This window comes from Candidatus Eisenbacteria bacterium, from assembly GCA_016930695.1.
GTDB lineage: Bacteria > Orphanbacterota > Orphanbacteria > Orphanbacterales > Orphanbacteraceae > JAFGGD01.
Map to the genome: position 1 here is coordinate 195896 of JAFGGD010000030.1, position 16964 is coordinate 212859.

15 protein-coding genes are annotated in these 16964 nt (G+C 66.7%); 10 read left to right on the forward strand and 5 right to left on the reverse strand.

Annotated elements, in window-relative coordinates; all coding sequences use genetic code 11:
* Positions 1–110 precede the first annotated feature (110 nt).
* From JW958_06385 to JW958_06425, 9 genes are all read left to right on the forward strand, one after another.
* The gene (locus JW958_06385) at positions 111–353 is read left to right on the forward strand and encodes a hypothetical protein (GenBank protein MBN1825877.1); all 243 of its coding nucleotides are present in this window, start codon (positions 111–113) and stop codon (positions 351–353) included.
* 390 nt (positions 354–743) lie between these two features.
* Positions 744–2168 carry a hypothetical protein gene (locus tag JW958_06390; protein ID MBN1825878.1) on the forward strand — a complete coding sequence of 475 codons (1425 nt, stop codon included), beginning with the start codon at positions 744–746 and terminating at the stop codon, positions 2166–2168.
* Positions 2169–2179: 11 nt separating this feature from the next.
* Positions 2180–3562: a sigma-54-dependent Fis family transcriptional regulator gene (locus tag JW958_06395; GenBank protein MBN1825879.1), complete on the forward strand. Its 1383-nt coding sequence runs from the start codon at positions 2180–2182 to the stop codon at positions 3560–3562.
* A 43-nt stretch (positions 3563–3605) separates the two neighbouring features.
* On the forward strand, positions 3606–4397 hold the full coding sequence (locus tag JW958_06400) for a hypothetical protein (GenBank protein ID MBN1825880.1): 792 nt from the start codon (positions 3606–3608) through the stop codon (positions 4395–4397).
* Between the two features lie 54 nt (positions 4398–4451).
* Positions 4452–4613, forward strand: a complete 162-nt coding sequence (locus JW958_06405) for a hypothetical protein (GenBank protein ID MBN1825881.1) — start codon at positions 4452–4454, stop codon at positions 4611–4613.
* A 12-nt stretch (positions 4614–4625) separates the two neighbouring features.
* Entirely contained in the window at positions 4626–5363 is a 738-nt protein-coding gene (locus tag JW958_06410; GenBank protein MBN1825882.1) for a tetratricopeptide repeat protein, read from the forward strand.
* Between the two features lie 265 nt (positions 5364–5628).
* The gene (locus JW958_06415; protein ID MBN1825883.1) at positions 5629–6648 is read left to right on the forward strand and encodes a sigma 54-interacting transcriptional regulator; all 1020 of its coding nucleotides are present in this window, start codon (positions 5629–5631) and stop codon (positions 6646–6648) included.
* 114 nt (positions 6649–6762) lie between these two features.
* Positions 6763–8670, forward strand: coding sequence for a CehA/McbA family metallohydrolase (locus JW958_06420; protein MBN1825884.1), 1908 nt, complete (start codon positions 6763–6765; stop codon positions 8668–8670).
* A gap of 201 nt (positions 8671–8871) precedes the next feature.
* The gene (locus tag JW958_06425; protein ID MBN1825885.1) at positions 8872–10053 is read left to right on the forward strand and encodes a hypothetical protein; all 1182 of its coding nucleotides are present in this window, start codon (positions 8872–8874) and stop codon (positions 10051–10053) included.
* A gap of 52 nt (positions 10054–10105) precedes the next feature.
* On the opposite strand, the gene JW958_06430 is transcribed toward JW958_06425, so the two are convergent.
* Genes JW958_06430 through JW958_06440 form a run of 3 tightly spaced genes read right to left on the reverse strand, consistent with a single transcriptional unit; the run spans position 10106 to position 13796 of the window.
* On the reverse strand, positions 10106–11575 hold the full coding sequence (locus tag JW958_06430; protein ID MBN1825886.1) for an oligosaccharide flippase family protein: 1470 nt from the start codon (positions 11573–11575) through the stop codon (positions 10106–10108).
* Complete coding sequence (locus JW958_06435; GenBank protein ID MBN1825887.1) at positions 11572–12099, reverse strand: acyltransferase; 528 nt, start codon at positions 12097–12099, stop codon at positions 11572–11574. The genes JW958_06430 and JW958_06435 overlap by 4 nt, the downstream gene beginning before the upstream one ends.
* Complete coding sequence (locus tag JW958_06440) at positions 12096–13796, reverse strand: polysaccharide deacetylase family protein (GenBank protein ID MBN1825888.1); 1701 nt, start codon at positions 13794–13796, stop codon at positions 12096–12098. Before JW958_06440 ends, JW958_06435 begins: the two co-directional genes overlap by 4 nt.
* A gap of 168 nt (positions 13797–13964) precedes the next feature.
* On the opposite strand from JW958_06440, the gene JW958_06445 reads away from it, so the two are divergent.
* Positions 13965–14897, forward strand: a complete 933-nt coding sequence (locus JW958_06445; GenBank protein ID MBN1825889.1) for a 2-dehydropantoate 2-reductase — start codon at positions 13965–13967, stop codon at positions 14895–14897.
* A 136-nt stretch (positions 14898–15033) separates the two neighbouring features.
* Here the strand turns inward: JW958_06445 and JW958_06450 are convergent, their stop codons facing one another.
* Positions 15034–16389, reverse strand: coding sequence for a hypothetical protein (locus tag JW958_06450; protein ID MBN1825890.1), 1356 nt, complete (start codon positions 16387–16389; stop codon positions 15034–15036).
* Between the two features lie 22 nt (positions 16390–16411).
* Positions 16412–16927, reverse strand: coding sequence for a hypothetical protein (locus tag JW958_06455; GenBank protein ID MBN1825891.1), 516 nt, complete (start codon positions 16925–16927; stop codon positions 16412–16414).
* Between the last annotated feature and the right edge of the window lie 37 nt (positions 16928–16964).

Below are 16964 nucleotides of genomic sequence, written 5' to 3' on the forward strand. Positions count from 1 at the left end.
TAACCTGTTTTCTAGACGATTCCCGGGCTGAAATCCCTCCTTTTTTGTGGTATGATTGCAGTTGACCGTACGAGCCCCAGAGGCTAAGTTCAGCCCAAAGGAGAGGGCGGATGAGGGAGAAAAAGGGAGAGCCGCGCAAGAGCGTTCCGGAGGATCGGCACTCGTGCGAGTTCTGCCTCTGCGCCACATGTGAGAAGACCTGCACGCGGTGCGCGCGATGCTCCCCCATGAAACACCGTTACATCCCTTTGATCGGCTGCAAGGAATTCATCGACATGCGTAGACTGAGGCCGCTCCGCTACCTCTACTACAGCGGCGCGGTCGAGTACAAACTCCACCTCAAACTCCCCTAATCGCGGTTCCGTGCGACGTCCCGGATCGTTCTTCCTTCCCAACACCGCGTACCATTTCGTACAATTCAGCATGCCCGAGAGAGACCCTTACGAGGGACAAACCGGAACCGTGTCTTCTATCCGGTTGATCCGCTTGGAGATCTGCGGGAAAGACTGATCGGAACCATCTGGCACGCCCCTTGCCCTTTCCGGAAGGACATAGGAGGGAGCGGAAGACCCCTCCTTCCTATCCGCGAGGAATCGGCGGGAATGAAGATGGGGGCGACTCACGGGTCGAGATCGATCACGAGCGGCGCGGCGAAGTGGGCCGGAAGCCGGGCGCGGCCGATCGTGCGATTCGCGGGAGGGGCGTTGTTCCTCCTCATGATTCTCCTTCCCGCCGGAGGTTGGATGTTGTTTGGCGGAGCGGTGAAGAACGCGCGGAATCGCGGAGCCGCGGAGGGAAAGGATCCGCATCCCTCCCTTCCTCGGTTGGAGGTCCGGTTCACGCTCGGCCTGGTCCTTTTCGTCCTGGTGGTGATCAACGTGGGCGGCTGGCTCTTCTACGAGAAGGCGAGAGGATACATGGAGAACGCCAACGGCAGAAGGCTCGTCTCCTGGGCCAGGGCCGCGGCGGCCCAGGTCGACAAGGAGCGCCTCTACCGGTTCGTTCCGGGGGACGAATCCTCCGCGCCCTACGCCGAGGAGGCGGAGAAGATGCGCCGCCTGAGGGACGAGGCGGAGTTGGACAATCTTTTCCTCGTCGCTCCTTATCAGGGGAGTCTTCTCGACACGCGTCCCGACATCCCGGTCGGCTGGTCCAATCCCCTGGTGGAACTCGAATCGGAGGATCTGTCGCCTCTGTGGGCCGGCGAGGCGGTCCGGCTCCCCCTTTACGAGATCGAGGGGGAACCGTTCCAGGGGGTTCTGGCGCCGGTCTTGGAGGAGGGGGAACTGCGCGCCGTGGTCGGCGCCGACGCGAGCGCCCGTTTCCTCGACGACCTGCGGATCCTCCGCAGGGCTCTCTTATTGACCGCGCTTCTCAGCCTGGTCGTGGCGGGGGGCTTGGCGCTCTTCGTGAGCCGGAACGCCCGCCGTCTCGTCGCCCTGCAGGGCGAGATCAAGGACGCCGAACGCCTCGCCGCGCTCGGCACGCTCACCGCCGGCCTCGCCCACGAGATTCGCAACCCCCTCGCCATCATCCGCGCCTCCGCCGAGCTGCTGCAAGAGGAGCACTCCGGCGGCACGGCGGGGGACCGTTTCGCCGGCGAGATCCTCGGCGAGGTGGACCGCCTCGGCGGCCTCCTCGAAGGTTTCCTCGATTTCGCGCGCCCCGATCGTTTGGAGAAGAAGCGGATCGATCTGGCGGCCCTGGCCGACAAGACCTGCCGCCGCGTGGAAGCGGAGTTCCGGGACCGGGGGATCCGCCTCGAACGGGACATCCCCCCGGAGACCACGCCGGTCGATCTGGATCCATTACGGATCGAACAGGTTCTTCTCAACCTTATCTGGAACGCCCGGGACGCGCTCGATGGAAGGGGGGGGCGCGTGGAGATTTCGGTCCGGCGGCGGCGGCGCGCCCCCTCTTCGGCGATCCGCACCTCGCCGGCGGCGGGACGAGACGGCTTCGTGGAGGTCCGCGTCGCCGACGACGGACCCGGCATCCCCGAGGAGGTCCGCGACAAACTGTTCGATCCGTTCTTCACCACCCGGAAGCGCGGGACCGGTCTCGGCCTGTCCATCGCCCACGGGATCGTCCAGGGCCACGGCGGCTATCTGTTCGTGGAGAGCGACCGGGGAGGCGGCGCGACCGTCGGCTTCGGACTGCCCGTTTGAGGGAGGTTTCCATGGAGATCCTGATCGTCGACGACGAACCCAAGATGCAGAGTCTGATCGCCCACGCTCTCGCGAAAGACGGCCACCGCACCGAGAGCGCCGGGTCGCTCCGTCGCGCCCTGGAGCTTCTGGACGAGATCGCGTTCGACGCCGTGATCACCGACCTCAAGATGGAGACCGACGAGGCGGGGCTCGAGATCCTGGAAAGGGTCATGAAAACCGCGCCGGACACGGCGGTGATCCTGATCACCGGGTACGCCACCATCGAGACGGGCGCGCGGGCGATCCGGAGCGGCGCCTACGACTATCTGATCAAGCCGGTCAAGATCGGCGACCTCCGCGAGCGGGTTCGTCAGATCGAGAGGAAACGGACCGTCGGCGAGAAGAAAAACTCCGTGGAGGCGCCGGTGCGTCCTCTCGTCTTCGACGACATCGTGGTCGGATCCAACCCGAAGATGCAAAGGGTCTACGAGATGCTCCCCCGCATCGTCGGAACCGGCTCCAACCTGCTGATCCGCGGCGAGAGCGGCACCGGCAAGGAGGTGATCGCCCGGGCGATCCACCGGGCGAGCCCGCGCAAGGGCGGCCCCTTCGTGGAGGTCAATTGCGCCGCCCTGGTCGACACGCTTCTGGAAAGCGAGCTCTTCGGCATCGAGAAGCGGGTGGCCACGGGCGTGGACCGCCGGGAAGGGAAGTTCGAGCAGGCTTCCGGCGGCACCCTTTTTCTGGACGAGATCGGCGACATGAGCCTCGCCACGCAGGCGAAGGTGCTCCGGGCGATGCAGTCCCACCGGATCGAGCGGGTGGGGGGCAAGGAAATGGTCGACGTGGACGTGCGCATCCTTGCCGCCACCAACGTGAACCTCGAAGAGGCGGTGCGGGAGGGACGCTTCCGGGAGGACCTCTTCTACCGGTTGAACGTGATCACCGTGGAGATCCCTCCACTGCGCGAGAGGCGCGAGGACATCCCCCATTTCGTGGAGCACTTCCTCAGACGCTTCAACGCGGAGTTCTCCAAACCGATCGAGGGGATCGACGAAGAGGCGATGGACGCGCTCCGCTCCTACTCCTGGCCGGGGAACGTACGGGAGCTGGAGAACACCATCGAGCGGGCATTCCTGATGAGCCGGGACGCGATGATCCGCGCCGAGGATCTGCCCGAGAAGATCCGAGGCGCGGCGCCCTCCCGCGAATCCTTCGCCTTCCGGCTCCCCGACGAGGGAATCGATCTGGAGCAGGTGGAGAGAGAGTTTATCCTTCAAGCACTGGAGAAGACCGGCGGCAACCGGACGCGGGCCGCGGAGCTTCTCGGGCTGACCAGGCGGATCCTCGGATACAGGCTGGACAAGTACCGGATCCGGGGGGACGAGGACCCCAAGAACCGGAAGGGGTGATCCCGTGAGGACGCGCGGGGAAGGCAAGAACCGGAGAAGGACGGTGGCGGCGCTCCTGTTCGCGGCGCTGTTCGCGGCGCTTCCCGGCCCGGTCCTCGCGGCGCCGGATGAGGAGCCGGAAACGCAGGTCCTCGCCGGTGTCTCCCTCGAGAACCTTTCCCCCGAGGAGCGCGAAAGAATCGTTCTCGCGGCGCGCAAGCTGATCCGGATCCACGGAACCGTCGGTGATCCGTCCCGGGGCGAGGTCCGCTCCTATCTCGACGCGGTGGAGGAACTCGCCCGTTTCCTGAAGAGAGAAACCATCGAGACCCGCCGCCGTCTCCTCCAAGAGGCGCGGGCGCTTTTCGAGATGGTGGACCGCCGTTGGATCGACAACGCCTTCCAGGCGAGCCGCAACGACAACGCCCCCATGCCGCAGGCGGCGTCGCCGAAGTTGGCGGATCAAACGATTCTCCTCCGGCGGATCGGCGAACTGCTCAAGGAAGAACAGGCGATTCCGGCCCGCCAGAAAGCGCTCGAGGCCGGGGCGGACCGGCGTTATCGGAACCTGCTCCGCCTCACGGAGGAGGGGCGGAGCGTTTTCGAATCGATCGACCATCCCGGCGCCCGCGTCGCTCTTCTCCCCTTCGCGGACGATCTGAGCCGGCAATTCGAACAGGAAGTGCGCCCCGCCCACGAAAGGCAGCTCGATCTGCTCATGCTGTACCGGAAGGTCCTACAGTCCGACGGAGCGGACCGCCGGGACGTGTTCCTCCGCGAATACCGCACCTACGCCTCCAAGGTCCGCGTCCTCGCGCAGAGAATCGCCGCGACGAACTCCGGAGATGGGGATTGACGGGGCGCGCACCCCTCTTCTAGACTATTTCCATCCTTACGGAGGAGAACAGAGGTGGCCAAGACGAAGAAAAAAGGGGAGAAAAAACCCGCGGCGGAGAATGAGAAGACCCGTCCCCGCGAGGACGCGGACGAAATCGATTTTCCGACGGTGGTTTGGTCCCTCGTCATACTCGCCGTGCTCGTGTTGATTCATCGCCTCGTTTGGGGCGGCTAGGAGCGGACTCGCATGATGCGGATCGCCGGTGTCGGGATCCTTCTCGCGTCGCTTTTCTTGGCGGCGGGTTGCGGCAAATCGTCTTCATTCGACAAGCGGAAAGAGCGCGCCGTCGAAGAGTTCCGCGCGGGCCGTTTCGCGGAAGCGGCGGAGACGCTCGACTCCCTCGCCCGCACGGACTCCCGCGATTTCGACGTCCGCTACTACCTCGCCCGCAGCCTCGAGGAATCGGGCCGCTTCGCCGAAGCCCTCGAAGAGTGGAACGCCGTTCTGATCCTCCGCCCCCAGCTGGTGGAGGCGCACTACCGCCGGGGGATCTGCCTCATCACCCTCGAACGGATCGACGATGCGATCGCCGCCTGGAGCCGAGCCGCGGAAATGGACCCGACCTATCACCGCGCCTACTACAACCTGGGGCGGGCCTACGAACAAAAAGAGGATTGGGACAACGCGGTCCGGTTCTATCTGAAAGCGATCGAAGCGGACTCCACCTTCACCGCCGCCTACATCAACCTCGGCTTCCTGCTTCAACGGGCGGACCAGCTGGAGTCGGCGCTCGATCTGTTCGATTCCGCCATACGACTCGATCCCGACTTTCAGCCTCCCTACATGAATCGAATTCAGATCCTGCTCGCCTTGGGTAGGGAGGAGGAAGCGGCGGAGAGCATTCGAGGGTTTCTTTCGACCCACACTCCCGAGCCCGCCCTCACCGATTCGCTCCACATGCTTCTCGAAGCGATCGAGAGATAATCGGCCCCGGCCCCACCTCCCGGGCTGCGTTTTAGTGTAATTTGTGCGCCATAGCACATCCCATCTCGTCCCGCTCCTTTTCCTCTTTCAACCCTTCCTCGGGCGCGTCTTGCCCCGCCGAGGAGCGGCGCCCCACGGAAGGAACATCCCTCCTGCGATGGATCCGTCCCGCCCACCCTCCCGAACAACACCGCTCCGCGCGCCACCGAGCCGAGCCTCTCCCTGGCACGATCCCTGCAAACTCGAAAGCGGAGGAAGGAGAGGAATGGACGGAGCGAAACGGATCGTCACCGGCGACCACGGAACGCGCGCCGTTCTCCGGGAGGCGGAAAGGATCGCTCCGGCCCCCGTGCCGGTGTTGCTGGAAGGGGAGAGCGGCACGGGCAAGGAGCTTCTCGCCAGACTGCTCCATGAGAGAAGCGGCCGCGCGGATCGTCCCTTCCTCGCCGTGAACTGCGCCGCCCTCTGTGAAAACCTGGCGGAGAGCGAGCTGTTCGGGCATGTGGCCGGGGCCTTCACCGGCGCGCTCCGGGAACGACGCGGCCTCTTCGAGGAAACCGACGGCGGATCCCTCTTCCTGGACGAGATCGGCGACCTCGCGCCCCCCCTGCAGGCGAAACTGCTCCGCGTTCTGCAGGAGGGGACCATCCGCCGTGTGGGGGAGTGCGTTCCCCGCCCGGTCCGCTTCCGCCTGATCGCCGCGACCCACCGCGACCTCCGAATGGAGAGAGACCGCGGCCGCTTCCGAGAGGATCTTTTCTACCGCGTGCATGTCGTCACCCTGCGCCTGCCGCCGCTCCGGGAGCGATCGGGAGACGTGGCGCGCCTGGCGCGTTACTTCCTCGCGGTCCACGCCGCGCGTCTCGGCCGGCCGATCGCCGGCATCGACGACGAAGCCCTTCGCCTCTTGGAACGGTACCGGTGGCCCGGCAACGTGAGAGAGCTGGAGAACGAGATGCAGAGAGTGGTCGCGCTCACCGAGGAAGGGGGGTGGATCGGCCCGGGCCGCCTGTCCGACACGGTTCGGATCGGCGCGGGCGAAGAGGAATACGAACCGAAAACATTGCAGGAGAAAATCGACCGGATGGAGAAGAGGGAGATTCTGCGCGCCCTCCGCCGCCTGAGCGGCAACAAAACGCGCGCCGCCCGGGAGCTGGGCCTCTCGCGCCAAGGGTTGAAGAATAAACTGCTCCGACACGGAATCACCGTCGACGGGCCGCACGCCAACGGCCTCTGGGCCGCGGAACCGCTGCCGGACGAGGTGGCGGGGGCGGGAGGGAGTTAAGCGCTCCGCTTGCGAAGCCGGCGCGGAACGTCTACGATTCGATCATCGGTCTTTTCCCTATCCGGAGCGGTTTTCATGGACGAAGGAGGCGAGCGAGGAGAATGGAGGGCGCGGGTGCGAGGGCGCTTCCCGCTCATCGCGCTCGGCGCCGCGGCGATCGTCGCGGGCGTATGGATCTTCGTCGCGCTCCGCGGCGCAAGCGAGGGACCGAAGCGTCCTTCCGGTTTCGGGGACGGCGGCGGATCCGCGTCGATCGAACCGGCCGCGCCCGCGGCGTGCGGCTCCCCCGGAACCTGGACCATCCGATACGTCGCCGGTCCCGAGGGAATCGGTGCGGGTGGCGGGGTGGTGGTCCACTTTCCTCTCTTCTGGGAGTGGAGCCCGCCGCAGACCGCCTCGCCCGAGATGGCGGGATACGTGACCGCCGTATGCGCATCCGACGGAGCGGTGATCGACTTCTACGCCGATCACGAGCAGCACTATGTGATGGTCCAGGTGACCGAAGGGGAACTCGTCCACGGCGACACGGTAACCGTCGTGTACGGCGACACCCTCGGCGGCGCCCATCCGGAGGGGCGCGCCCGAGCCGATTCCTATGCCGAGAGGGGGCAGGAGTTCCTCGTCAAGGTGGACGGCGACGGGGACCGCTTCTTCGCCGAAATCGGCGAATCGCCCCGAATCGACATTCTCCCGGGCGAAGCCGCCCGCCTTCTCCTCACGCTCCGTGGTGAAGCAGTGCGGAACGACTCCACGCGGGTCACCGTGGCCGCCCTCGACCGCTTCGGCAACCGGGCCGTCCGCTACGAGGGGACGGTCCGCTTCTCCCACCGCTGGAACGTGCTCGGCCTTCCCGTGAGCTACACCTTCACGCCCGAGGACGAGGGAGCGCACGTCTTTGTCGCCCGCTTCACGAGCCCCGGCCTGATCCGCCTGCGCGTGGTGGAGCAGGGAGGGACGATGGAGGGGATCTCCAACCCGATTCTGGTGCGCTCCTTCCGCGACGAGTCCCCCTACACGCTCCTCTGGGCGGACCTACACCAGCACTCCCGCCTCTCCGACGGTACGGGCGAGCCGGAGGATCTTTACCGATACGCGAGGGACGTCGCGAACCTGGACGCCGCCGCGATTACCGACCACGACCACCACGGACTCCGCCCCCTCGGCACGGCGGAATGGGAGTGGATCCGGCGGGTGAACGAGGAATTTCACGAGCCGGGCGTGTTCGTTCCCTTCCTCGCCTATGAGTGGACCAACTGGGTGTGGGGGCATCGCAACGTCTATTACCGTGGCGGCACGGGGGAACTCCTCTCCACCGCCGATCCGGCCACCGACACCCCCAACGAGCTTTGGGCGCGGCTCCCCGAGGGGGAAGCGATGACCATCGCTCATCACACCGGCGGCGGTCCGATCGCCGTCGACTGGAGCGCGGCGCCGCCCGAACGCCTCGAACGGCTCGTGGAGATCAGCTCCGTTCACGGTTCCTCGGAGTGTCTCGGTTGTCCGGGGGAGATCTACAACCCCGTCTCCGGCTCCTTCGTTCGGGACGCGCTGGGCAGGGGCTACCACCTCGGATTCCTCGGCGGCGGGGACGGTCACATCGGCCATCCGGGGGTGAATTACGGAGAGAGCGGACCCGGTGGTATGGCGGGGATCTACGCCGCCGGCCGCACCCGCGAGGCGATCTGGGATGCCCTCCAGGCGCGCCGCGTCTACGCCACCACCGGTCCCCGGATCCTCCTGGACGTTCGACTCGGCGACCACCGGATGGGGGAGGAGATCCCCGCGGAGACGCTCCCGGAAAGGCTCATCTTCCATGTGTCGGTCTGCGGGACCGGCGAGCTGGACAGGGCGGAGCTGATCCGTGACGGAGCGGTCGTGGACACACTTTACGGCGAGGCGAACAAGCTCGACGGGGATATGACCGCCGAGGCGCCGGGTGAGAACACCGCTTTCTACTACGTCCGTGTCTCCCAGATGGACGGCGCACTCGCCTGGTCGAGCCCGATCTGGGTCGTCCCCTGATCGGGACGCCTCTTGCAGTATGATCCGCGCCGGCGCCGGATCGTTGCATTCGGCGAGGGTGTCCTTACGCATCCGGGCCAACGCCGCAACCATAACCTCAAACATTACAACGCGATAAGAAACACCGCCCGGCACGCCGGGTTGGTACGAACCTTGCGGAATCAAAGGTGGGCCCATTCGGGTCCAGGGAGGTACGGAGGAGTGTCACTGTACGCAGCGGAAGCTCACGCGCGCACCACCCGGGAGGAGGTCCTCCTCTCCCGCCTTTTCGGAACCCTGGAAATCGTGGACCGGGAAGCTTATCTCGGCGAGATCCTCCGCCAGGCGAAGGTGGAGATCCCCGCCCGAGAGATCGCCTCCACGCAGATCCAGTTTTGGCCGGAACTGGGCCACGGTAGTCCCGACGTGATTCTGGAGAGCGACAGCCTGCTCCTCTTCGTGGTCGGCTGGGATCCGGGGAGGTTCGACAAGCGCAAGCTGCACCTCCTCGTGGAAAACGGCTGGAAGCTCTCGCCCCGATTCAACCTCCTTCTGATCAGCGACGGGAACGCCGCGCCGCCGGAGGTGGAGGAGTTGAACCAAGACCTCCCCGGCCACCGCGAGGCGCCCTTCCGCTGGGTCGGTTGGAGATCGATCTACAGAACCCTCTACCAGAGCCTGCGGGAGCGTAAAGAGGAAGCCCCTGCGAAGGAACTGGTGAACGACCTTCTCGGCCTTCTCGCCGCCGAGGGGCGCGCCCCCTTCATCGGCTTCCACGACGCCGTCCTGCGCGACTACCGGGAGAGCCTCCCCGCCATCGACCGCCTGCAGACTTCGGTCCGCCTCCTCCTCTCCGATCTGGAGCGCCACCTCCAGGGGAGCGGCATTCAGCGGATCTCCCCCCGGGACGGCAAGGACGAGGATATGCCCTGGCAGGCGCCCCGCGTCCTTCACCAGGAGTACGCCGACGAGTCGTGGGACCCGCGCCTCCTCTCGGTCGGAGGACTCTTCCTTCGCGTCGATTACGTGGTGGGCGAGGTCCGGGTCGGATTCAAGAGCAACCTGCACGACCCTTCCGCCAAGGCGTTGCTCGTGGAGGGACGAAGCCGGATCGCCGAGGACCTTCACGAAAAGGAGGAGATCCTTCTCCGACTCGTCGGCGAAGAGGGGAAGGAGGAGCCCTGCAAGGACGCCTCCCTACTCGCCCGGTTGGAAACGCTGAACGGCGCGGCCAGCATCAACGGCGTGGAGCTTCTCTCCGTTTTCGACGGAGCGCGGGACGACCTGGTCCCCTTCCTCGCCGAGAGCCTGACCACCTTCCGGGATCTGGCGGACTCGATCCCGCTTCTCCCGCTCCACCGTTACTCCGGCGAGAGCCCTTTCGTAATCGCCGGCGCGCGCTAGACGGACCGCGCCCGAGCGCCCCTCGGCCGCCCGATCGCCCCGATCGATTCTCCTACCGGCGGAGCAGTCGCCTCGCCACGCGCCGGACCGTCCCCCGGTCCTCGTCGCTGTAGGGTCCGAATCGCCAAAGCAGGAATCCCAGAAGGGGGAAGTAGGAGAGGGCTCCCGCGGCGAGCCCCAAAAGGGCCGGCCACCCGAGGCCGGCGATCAGCGGGAGGGGGAGAGCCGCGCCGAGCGCGAGGAGAAGGAGCCGGCCCATTCCCACCCAGGGGAAGAGCCGCCGGAGGGGCGCGTCGAGGATCCGGCCGCTCCAGAAGAGATAGAACGTCGCCTGGCAGTAGGTGGTGATCACCGTCGCCACCGCCGGCCCGAGGTAGGAGAGGCGGGGGATGAGAAGGATCGAAAGGCCCAGGTTGGCGAGCACGTCCGCCGCCGCGCCGATCGCCACCAAACGGGACCGGCCGAGGGCGAGAAGGATCGGCGTGTAGGTGGCGCACCGGAGAGGGAGCAGAATAAGGTAGATCCGGAAGGGGGCGGCGCTCGCCCGGTAGCGATCCGAAAAAAGAACCGCCAGGAAATCCGGCGCGAACACCATCAGAAAAGCGAAGAGGGAGACCAGGATCGCCGCCGCCTTGAGAATCGCCCGGTGCCAGAGGGCGATCAGCTCGTCCCGCTTCCCCTCCTCGGAGAGACGGGAGAACTCGGGGATCACCACCGAGGAAATCGCGCCGGCCAGCACCCCCACGAAGGGAATCTCCACGGCGCCGTTGGCGTAGATCGCGAATGTTTCCGGCGTGAAATACGCGGAGACGATGTTTTTATCCAACCACCGCGAGGCGACGCGGAGCACGTCGTTCAGCCCCACCGGCAACGAATAGGCGAGGAATCGCCGTGCCAGACCGCTCGGGTATTCGGTGGGAACGCCCCGCACCGTCGAGCCGGCGCCGAACAGCATCAGGCCGGTCCGGACCGCCCCGTAGCCGACCACGCACCAGAGGACCGTCGCCAGCGCCGCGCCCGCGAGGGAGGGGAGGAGGACGGCGGAGACGAGCAGCACCGCGTGGATCACCGTGAGGAGTCCGAGAAGGCGATGGCGGTTTTGGGAGATGAGGAAGGCGTCCATCGGCAGGCCGGGGAGGACGAAGAAGGCGTAGACGGCGAAGGTGCGCAGCGTGCCCGACAGCGATGGGTTGTCGAACCAGCGCGCCACCAGCGGCGCGCCGAACCACAGAAGGCAACCGAGAAGGGCGCCGATCCCGGTGAGGGCCGCGGCGGCGCGAACCAGAAAACCACGCCGCATCGGTTGACTCATTTTAGGTAGAAAATAAAGAATCCCCACCGGAAACCCGAGCAAGGCGATCTCGAGCACCATGTGGGTGAGAAACCAGGTCTGCTGGAAGGTGCCGTATGCGGCCGCGTCGAGATGGCGGGAGAGGAACATGCTCACCACGAGCACGTTCAGCGAGAGGGCGACCATCCGGGAGAAACCGATGACGCCCACCTTTTTCGTGAGGCCGCTCAACGGGTCCCCTCACCCCGCTCCGGTCGGGCCGACTCCTTGAGGACCCGGGCCGGGTTGCCGCCGAGGATCACATGACCCGGGAAGCTCTTCGTCACCACCGCGCCGGCGCCGACGATCACGTTTTCTCCCAGCTCCACGCCCGGGAGGATCACCGCGTTCATACCGATCCAGCAGCGGTTCCCTATCCGGATCGGCGGCGCCGGAAGATGGCGGCTGTTGTCGAGGGGATCGTGGTTGGCGCTGATCAGCCCCACGCCGGGGGCCATGTTCACGTCGTCGCCGATCTCGATCCCGTTGTACGCCTGGATGTAGGTGTTCGGCGAATCGCCCGGACAATGCGGCCCGGCGCCGTAACGGATCCGCTCCGGATGGTGGATGGTGCTCGTGAAGTGCACCGGCCAGGGGACGCCCGCGTTGATCCGCAGGATCCTCTTGCCGTACCAGTTCATCCACCAAAAGGAGAGGGAGATCCCCTCGGGGACGCGGAAAAGGCGCCGGACGAAACTCCGCAGTGCCGCTTTCATCGCTCCGATCCCTCCGGCCGGGGCCGCACCGCCACGACCAACTCGCCGCCGGCTTCGAAATCGCGGAGGAGCACGGCGGAACATCCGTCCACGACGCGGATCTCCGCGCGACCGCCCGACGCCTCCTCGATCCGCGTATCGGAACGCCGGGGGAGAGGGGTGAGCGTCAGCGCGCGGAAGGGGACGCCGAAACGATAGCGAAGCCGGGTCTCCGCGCCCTCCCGCCGCGCCGCCAAAAGCGAAACGAAACGCCGCGTCCTCCACCAGTCCGCCGCCTCGTCCAGCGTGGCGACCCAAGCCTCCCCCTTGCGGGACGCCGCCCAATCGAGAAGCCCCTCGAAGGCGCGGTCCCCCGCGTCCCCCCGGTCCGGATCGACCGCGTAAGGGTGGAAGAGCACCGACGCCAGCCCCCCGGCGCGCCTCACCGGCCCGCTCCACTCCTCCCAATCCGGCGGCGTCACCACCCCCGCCCGGAGAAGAGCCCGATCCATCCCGAGGAGGGGAATCGCCAGAGGCCTCTCCCAATCGGGCGGCTCGAAGGGGAAACAGGTTCCGGCTCGAAAACCCGGATGGTCCGGATAGCCGAGGGAGGCGTCGTAATGGAAGCCCGCCTCCGCCTGGGCGATCCACGTCTCGGGGAGCCGGAGCCTCAGATAGTGTTGCCGGACACCCACCGCCTCCCGGTCCGCCGCCTCGGAAACGACCGCCCTCTCCCGGGCGAGCCGCTCCGCGGACAGGTAGGAATCGAGCCCGCCGTGCAGCCCCACCGCGAAGCCGCGCTCCGCCAGGGAGCGGAGGAAGCGGCGGAAGGGGGGAGAGGAGACGTCGTAACGAACGTCGAGACGGTCTTTCTTTTCGGCGAGGAAAAAGAAGGTGGAGCAGAGACCGCGGCGCTCCTCGGCGTCGCGGATTCTTTCTGAGTAAAGCGTAGGCGGAACCGCCCCTTCGCGGAGATCGCGGGCGAAGCGCCGGATCGACGCGGCGCGCCCCGGTCCCTTGCCGAGGAGGGAGGAGGAGGCGTGGCGGGCGAGACGCCTCGGCCAACGGACCGCCAGATCCTGGTCGTGGGTGATGGCGACGGCGAAGCGCTCCCCCTCCGGCCACGGATGAATCCGGAGCGCCGCGGCGGCGGACGCGGCGAGGGCGGCCTCGATTCCCGAACGGATCGCGTCTCCGAGGAGATCCGTCACCGGCTCGCCCAACAACCCCTCCCGAACCGCCCAAGATTCTTCGGGTCGGAAACGATCGTGTTCGTCCCGACCGCCCGCGCGCTCCTCGGCGCGGGAGAGCAGAAAGAGGGCGGGCGCCACCGGATCGTAGGCGAAGCGGACCTCGCCGGGCCGATCCCCGCTCCGCACGGCGAGGGGACGGCCGGAGCGATCGCGCAGCACCGGCTCTCCCTCGCCCGGATCGAGGAGGGGAGGAAAGGCGAGGCACTCTCCGCCGCCCGGGAGATCGAAGCGCTCCGGGCGGCCGGGGATATAGGTTTCCGGCGGCGAGGCGCGTCGCGGGAGGATCACCCGGGGCGTCCCGGCGGGGAGATCGGAGGGGGGATCGCCGTATACGACCGCGAGAAAGGGTTCTCCGGCCGGTCCCTTACGGAGCGTGCCGAGACCGATCCGGTGGAGCGTCTGCCGGAGGACCCAACGCGCCCGATCCTCCCAGCCGGAGGGGGAGATGGAGAGAACGACCCACAAGGGAACACTCCCGATGGTAAGAACTGGAACCGTCGCGCGGGAGTGTACCCGGCGCCGGGACGCCTGTCAAACATGGGTCGAAACGTCGCCGCCGGAGAAAACACCTCCCCGGCGCGGTTGCCGCCGCGGCCCGCCGACTGCTAGGATCGCCGGCGGAGGATTGATCGCATGCGCGTCCTGGTCTTCGGCGCGGGCGCCGTCGGCGCCCTCTTCGGCGGTTGTCTCTCCGGTCCGCACCGGGTGCTCCTGGTGGGGCGACGGGAGAGAATCGATCCGATCGGGAGGGGGGGGCTTTTCATTCGCGCCGTCGGCGGGACGCGGCGCTTCGATCCCGAGACGGCGGAGTCGCCCCCGCGTGAAGGGGATTTCGACCTGGCGGCGATCGCCGTCAAGGCGTTCGATCTCGAAGCGGCCCTCCCCGCTCTCTCCGCCGGCGGCCTCCGCATCCGCCGGATCCTGCTCCTGCAAAACGGGCTCGGAAACGAGTCCCTCCTCCGAGACTCCTTTCCCCCCGAATCGATCTACCGGGGGCTTCTCTACCACGGCGCGTCCTGGGAAGGGCCGGGAAGGCTCCTCTGGCACCGCGGCGCCCCCCTCCGGATCGGCCGTCCCCTCGTCGGCGCTCCGTCCGGCGGGGATCCGGAGACGGAGGAGTTGGCCCGCGCGCTCACCGCCGGCGACTGGGAAACTTTACCCGCGAAAGACATCCGCCGGGAGATCTGGCGCAAACTGATCGTGAACGCCGCCATCAATCCCTTGGGAGCGATCACCGGCCTTCCGAACGGCGAACTGATCCGCACCCCGGCGCTCCGACACCTGCTCGGCGCCCTCGTGGAGGAGGGGGAAAGGACGGCGCTCGCCGCGGCGGGTTACCGTTTCGATCTGAACGCCGCGACGATGGAGGCGGCGCGTCAAACCGCGGAGAATCGCAACTCCATGCTCCTCGACCTGGAGAGGGGGAGGAGGACGGAGATCGAGTTCCTCTGCGGCGCCCTCCTCCGCGCCGCCCGCGAGAAGGGGATCCCCACGCCCGCCCAGGAAGCGGTCTATGGACTGGTGAAAGCGATGGAAGGGGAACGCGAGGGTCTCCCCGAACCCTAGTCGGCCTCTCCTCGAAGAGCGAGAGAGAAAGGAGGAGAGGGGAGAAGCCGGGGAAGGACCGCGCAAAAAAGCGGGGCGCCGGAGCACCCCGCACTCGTTCGATTGCATCGTGACGATCCGGCCCCGGACCGCCCGCCTAGAAACGATACCCCATCGTCAGAAGGAACTGATCCGAGTCCCGCTCTTCCCGATACAGGTCCGGATCGGGCCCCTCGATCACCCTTTTATAAGCGCCCGTCTCCCAGGCCAGATCGACGGAGAGTTGCTCCCCGACCAGATAGCCGGCGCCCAGCGCGTAGACGCGCCGCTCTTGGTCGTAGGCGACGTCGATCTCGTCCGGATCCCGCCCGACGATGCTCTCGTCGATATCATTATCCGAAAGAGGCCAGTAGGTGAGACGGAAGGGGACCGGCTCGTAACGGTAGCCGCCGCGGAGACGGAGAGGGAACCAGGGGACGAGGAACTCGGCTCCCACCGCGTAGGAAGTGGTGCTCCTGTAGTAGGGGCGCCGGTAAACCTCACGCCCCTCCACGTCGTTCTTGAGCTCCTTCCAATCGGAGTAGCGAACGTCCGCGGCGAGGATGACCCCGCGAGCCGCGTAGGAAGCGCCGAGGCCGAACCACCAAGGATAGGTGAACTCCTCGTCTGGAGGAAAACTCTCCTCCCACGTGGAGGAGGTCGAGCCGTCATCGTTCACGTCGTAGAGGCGGGTCATCTCGTAGCGATCCAGCGTCACCCAGCGGGGGAAGCCGAGCACGCCGCCGATTCGGACGCGGGAGGAGGCGCGGTAGAGAACCCCCGCCGATCCGGTCCATCCGGAAATATCCGAGTCGAGAAGGAAGAAATCCTCGATGGAGGCGACGTCCGGATCACGGTCCGCGACGTCCTCGGCGATGTAGCGCTGCTCGTCGTAGAGCGATCCGCGCAGGTAGGAAAGGGTGACCCCCATGGAGAAGCGGGGGCTCATGTCCCAACCGACGCCGGCGGTGTACGCGGAGAGCTTGCCGTCGGTCAGCTGCGTGTGCGTACGGCGCGCGAGGTTCCCCTCGAAGAAACCGAAGTCGTCGTCGACGGCGCTCCGCCTGTAGCGGAGGTAGTCGTTTCGCAATCGATCCACGCCGAAGGCGAGCACCAGCGATCCGCGGTAGGTCGGATAGGGATAAAGGAACGTGAGCCCGCCCAGCTGATTCTCCGTCCCCCCCCAGTCGTCCGGCTCGCCCATCCATGTGGCGCGCGCCTCGCGCTCGGCGCGGGTCAGGGTGGCGGTCAGCTCGATCCTTCGCACGCGGACCAGCCCGGCCGGGTTCCAGGTGAGAGCCGAGGCGTCCTCGGCGACGGCGATGTGCGCGCCCCCCATGCCGAGGGCGCGGGCGTGCGCGCCCGTGTAGTTCGGCAGCTGGATCTCCAGCTCCGTGAAGGGACGCCCCTCTCCGAAAAGGGGGGCGGGCAGCAGAACACACAGAACCAAGATCGCGAGGAAACGGTGACTCATCGGCGCTTCTCCCGAAGGGGTATCAGCCTCGTGTCTTCTTTTTCTTCGTAGAGGATTCCGGGGCCTTTTTCTTTTCCGTGTTCGACGACGGGCTCGAGGGGGACCCGGAAGCGGCGCCGGAGGAGGAAGGCGCCTGCGCGCCCGGATAGATTCCGTAGTTCCCGCTCTCGTCGGTCCGTTCCCGTTCCTGCGTGCGCCTCTCCCACCAGGAGCGGCCGCCCGAGGAACCTCCGGATGAGGATCCCTCTTCGTACCAGTAGTTGTCGTACCACCAGGGCCGGCCGTAGTAGTCGTTCCACCAGGTGTAGCCGCTGTACGCCGGATACCCCCAAACGAGAGGGTGATCGTAATAACCGAGCCACTCGCTCTCGTAATGGCACTCGGAGCAAGGGGAGGTCATTTCCGCGTCCCCCTCGTGCGGGGAGGAGGAGGATGTGGCGGTGATATCGGTCGGATGATGCAGCACGGTGTAGCAGCCGGCGAGCGCGAAGGGGAGAAGGAAGAGGACCGCTCTCCGGAGTCGCTTCGTTCTTTTCACGTCGGCTCCTCACAAGGGGTCATGGTCACGCTTTTAA

Coding starts and splice junctions, on each gene's coding strand:
- JW958_06415 (MBN1825883.1), top strand. CDS start 5,629: ATGGACGGAGCGAAACGGATCGTCACCGGCGACCACGGAACGCGCGCC.
- JW958_06450 (MBN1825890.1), bottom strand. CDS start 16,389: ATGAGTCACCGTTTCCTCGCGATCTTGGTTCTGTGTGTTCTGCTGCCC.
- JW958_06435 (MBN1825887.1), bottom strand. CDS start 12,099: ATGAAAGCGGCACTGCGGAGTTTCGTCCGGCGCCTTTTCCGCGTCCCC.
- JW958_06445 (MBN1825889.1), top strand. CDS start 13,965: ATGCGCGTCCTGGTCTTCGGCGCGGGCGCCGTCGGCGCCCTCTTCGGC.
- JW958_06395 (MBN1825879.1), top strand. CDS start 2,180: ATGGAGATCCTGATCGTCGACGACGAACCCAAGATGCAGAGTCTGATC.
- JW958_06410 (MBN1825882.1), top strand. CDS start 4,626: ATGATGCGGATCGCCGGTGTCGGGATCCTTCTCGCGTCGCTTTTCTTG.
- JW958_06390 (MBN1825878.1), top strand. CDS start 744: ATGTTGTTTGGCGGAGCGGTGAAGAACGCGCGGAATCGCGGAGCCGCG.
- JW958_06385 (MBN1825877.1), top strand. CDS start 111: ATGAGGGAGAAAAAGGGAGAGCCGCGCAAGAGCGTTCCGGAGGATCGG.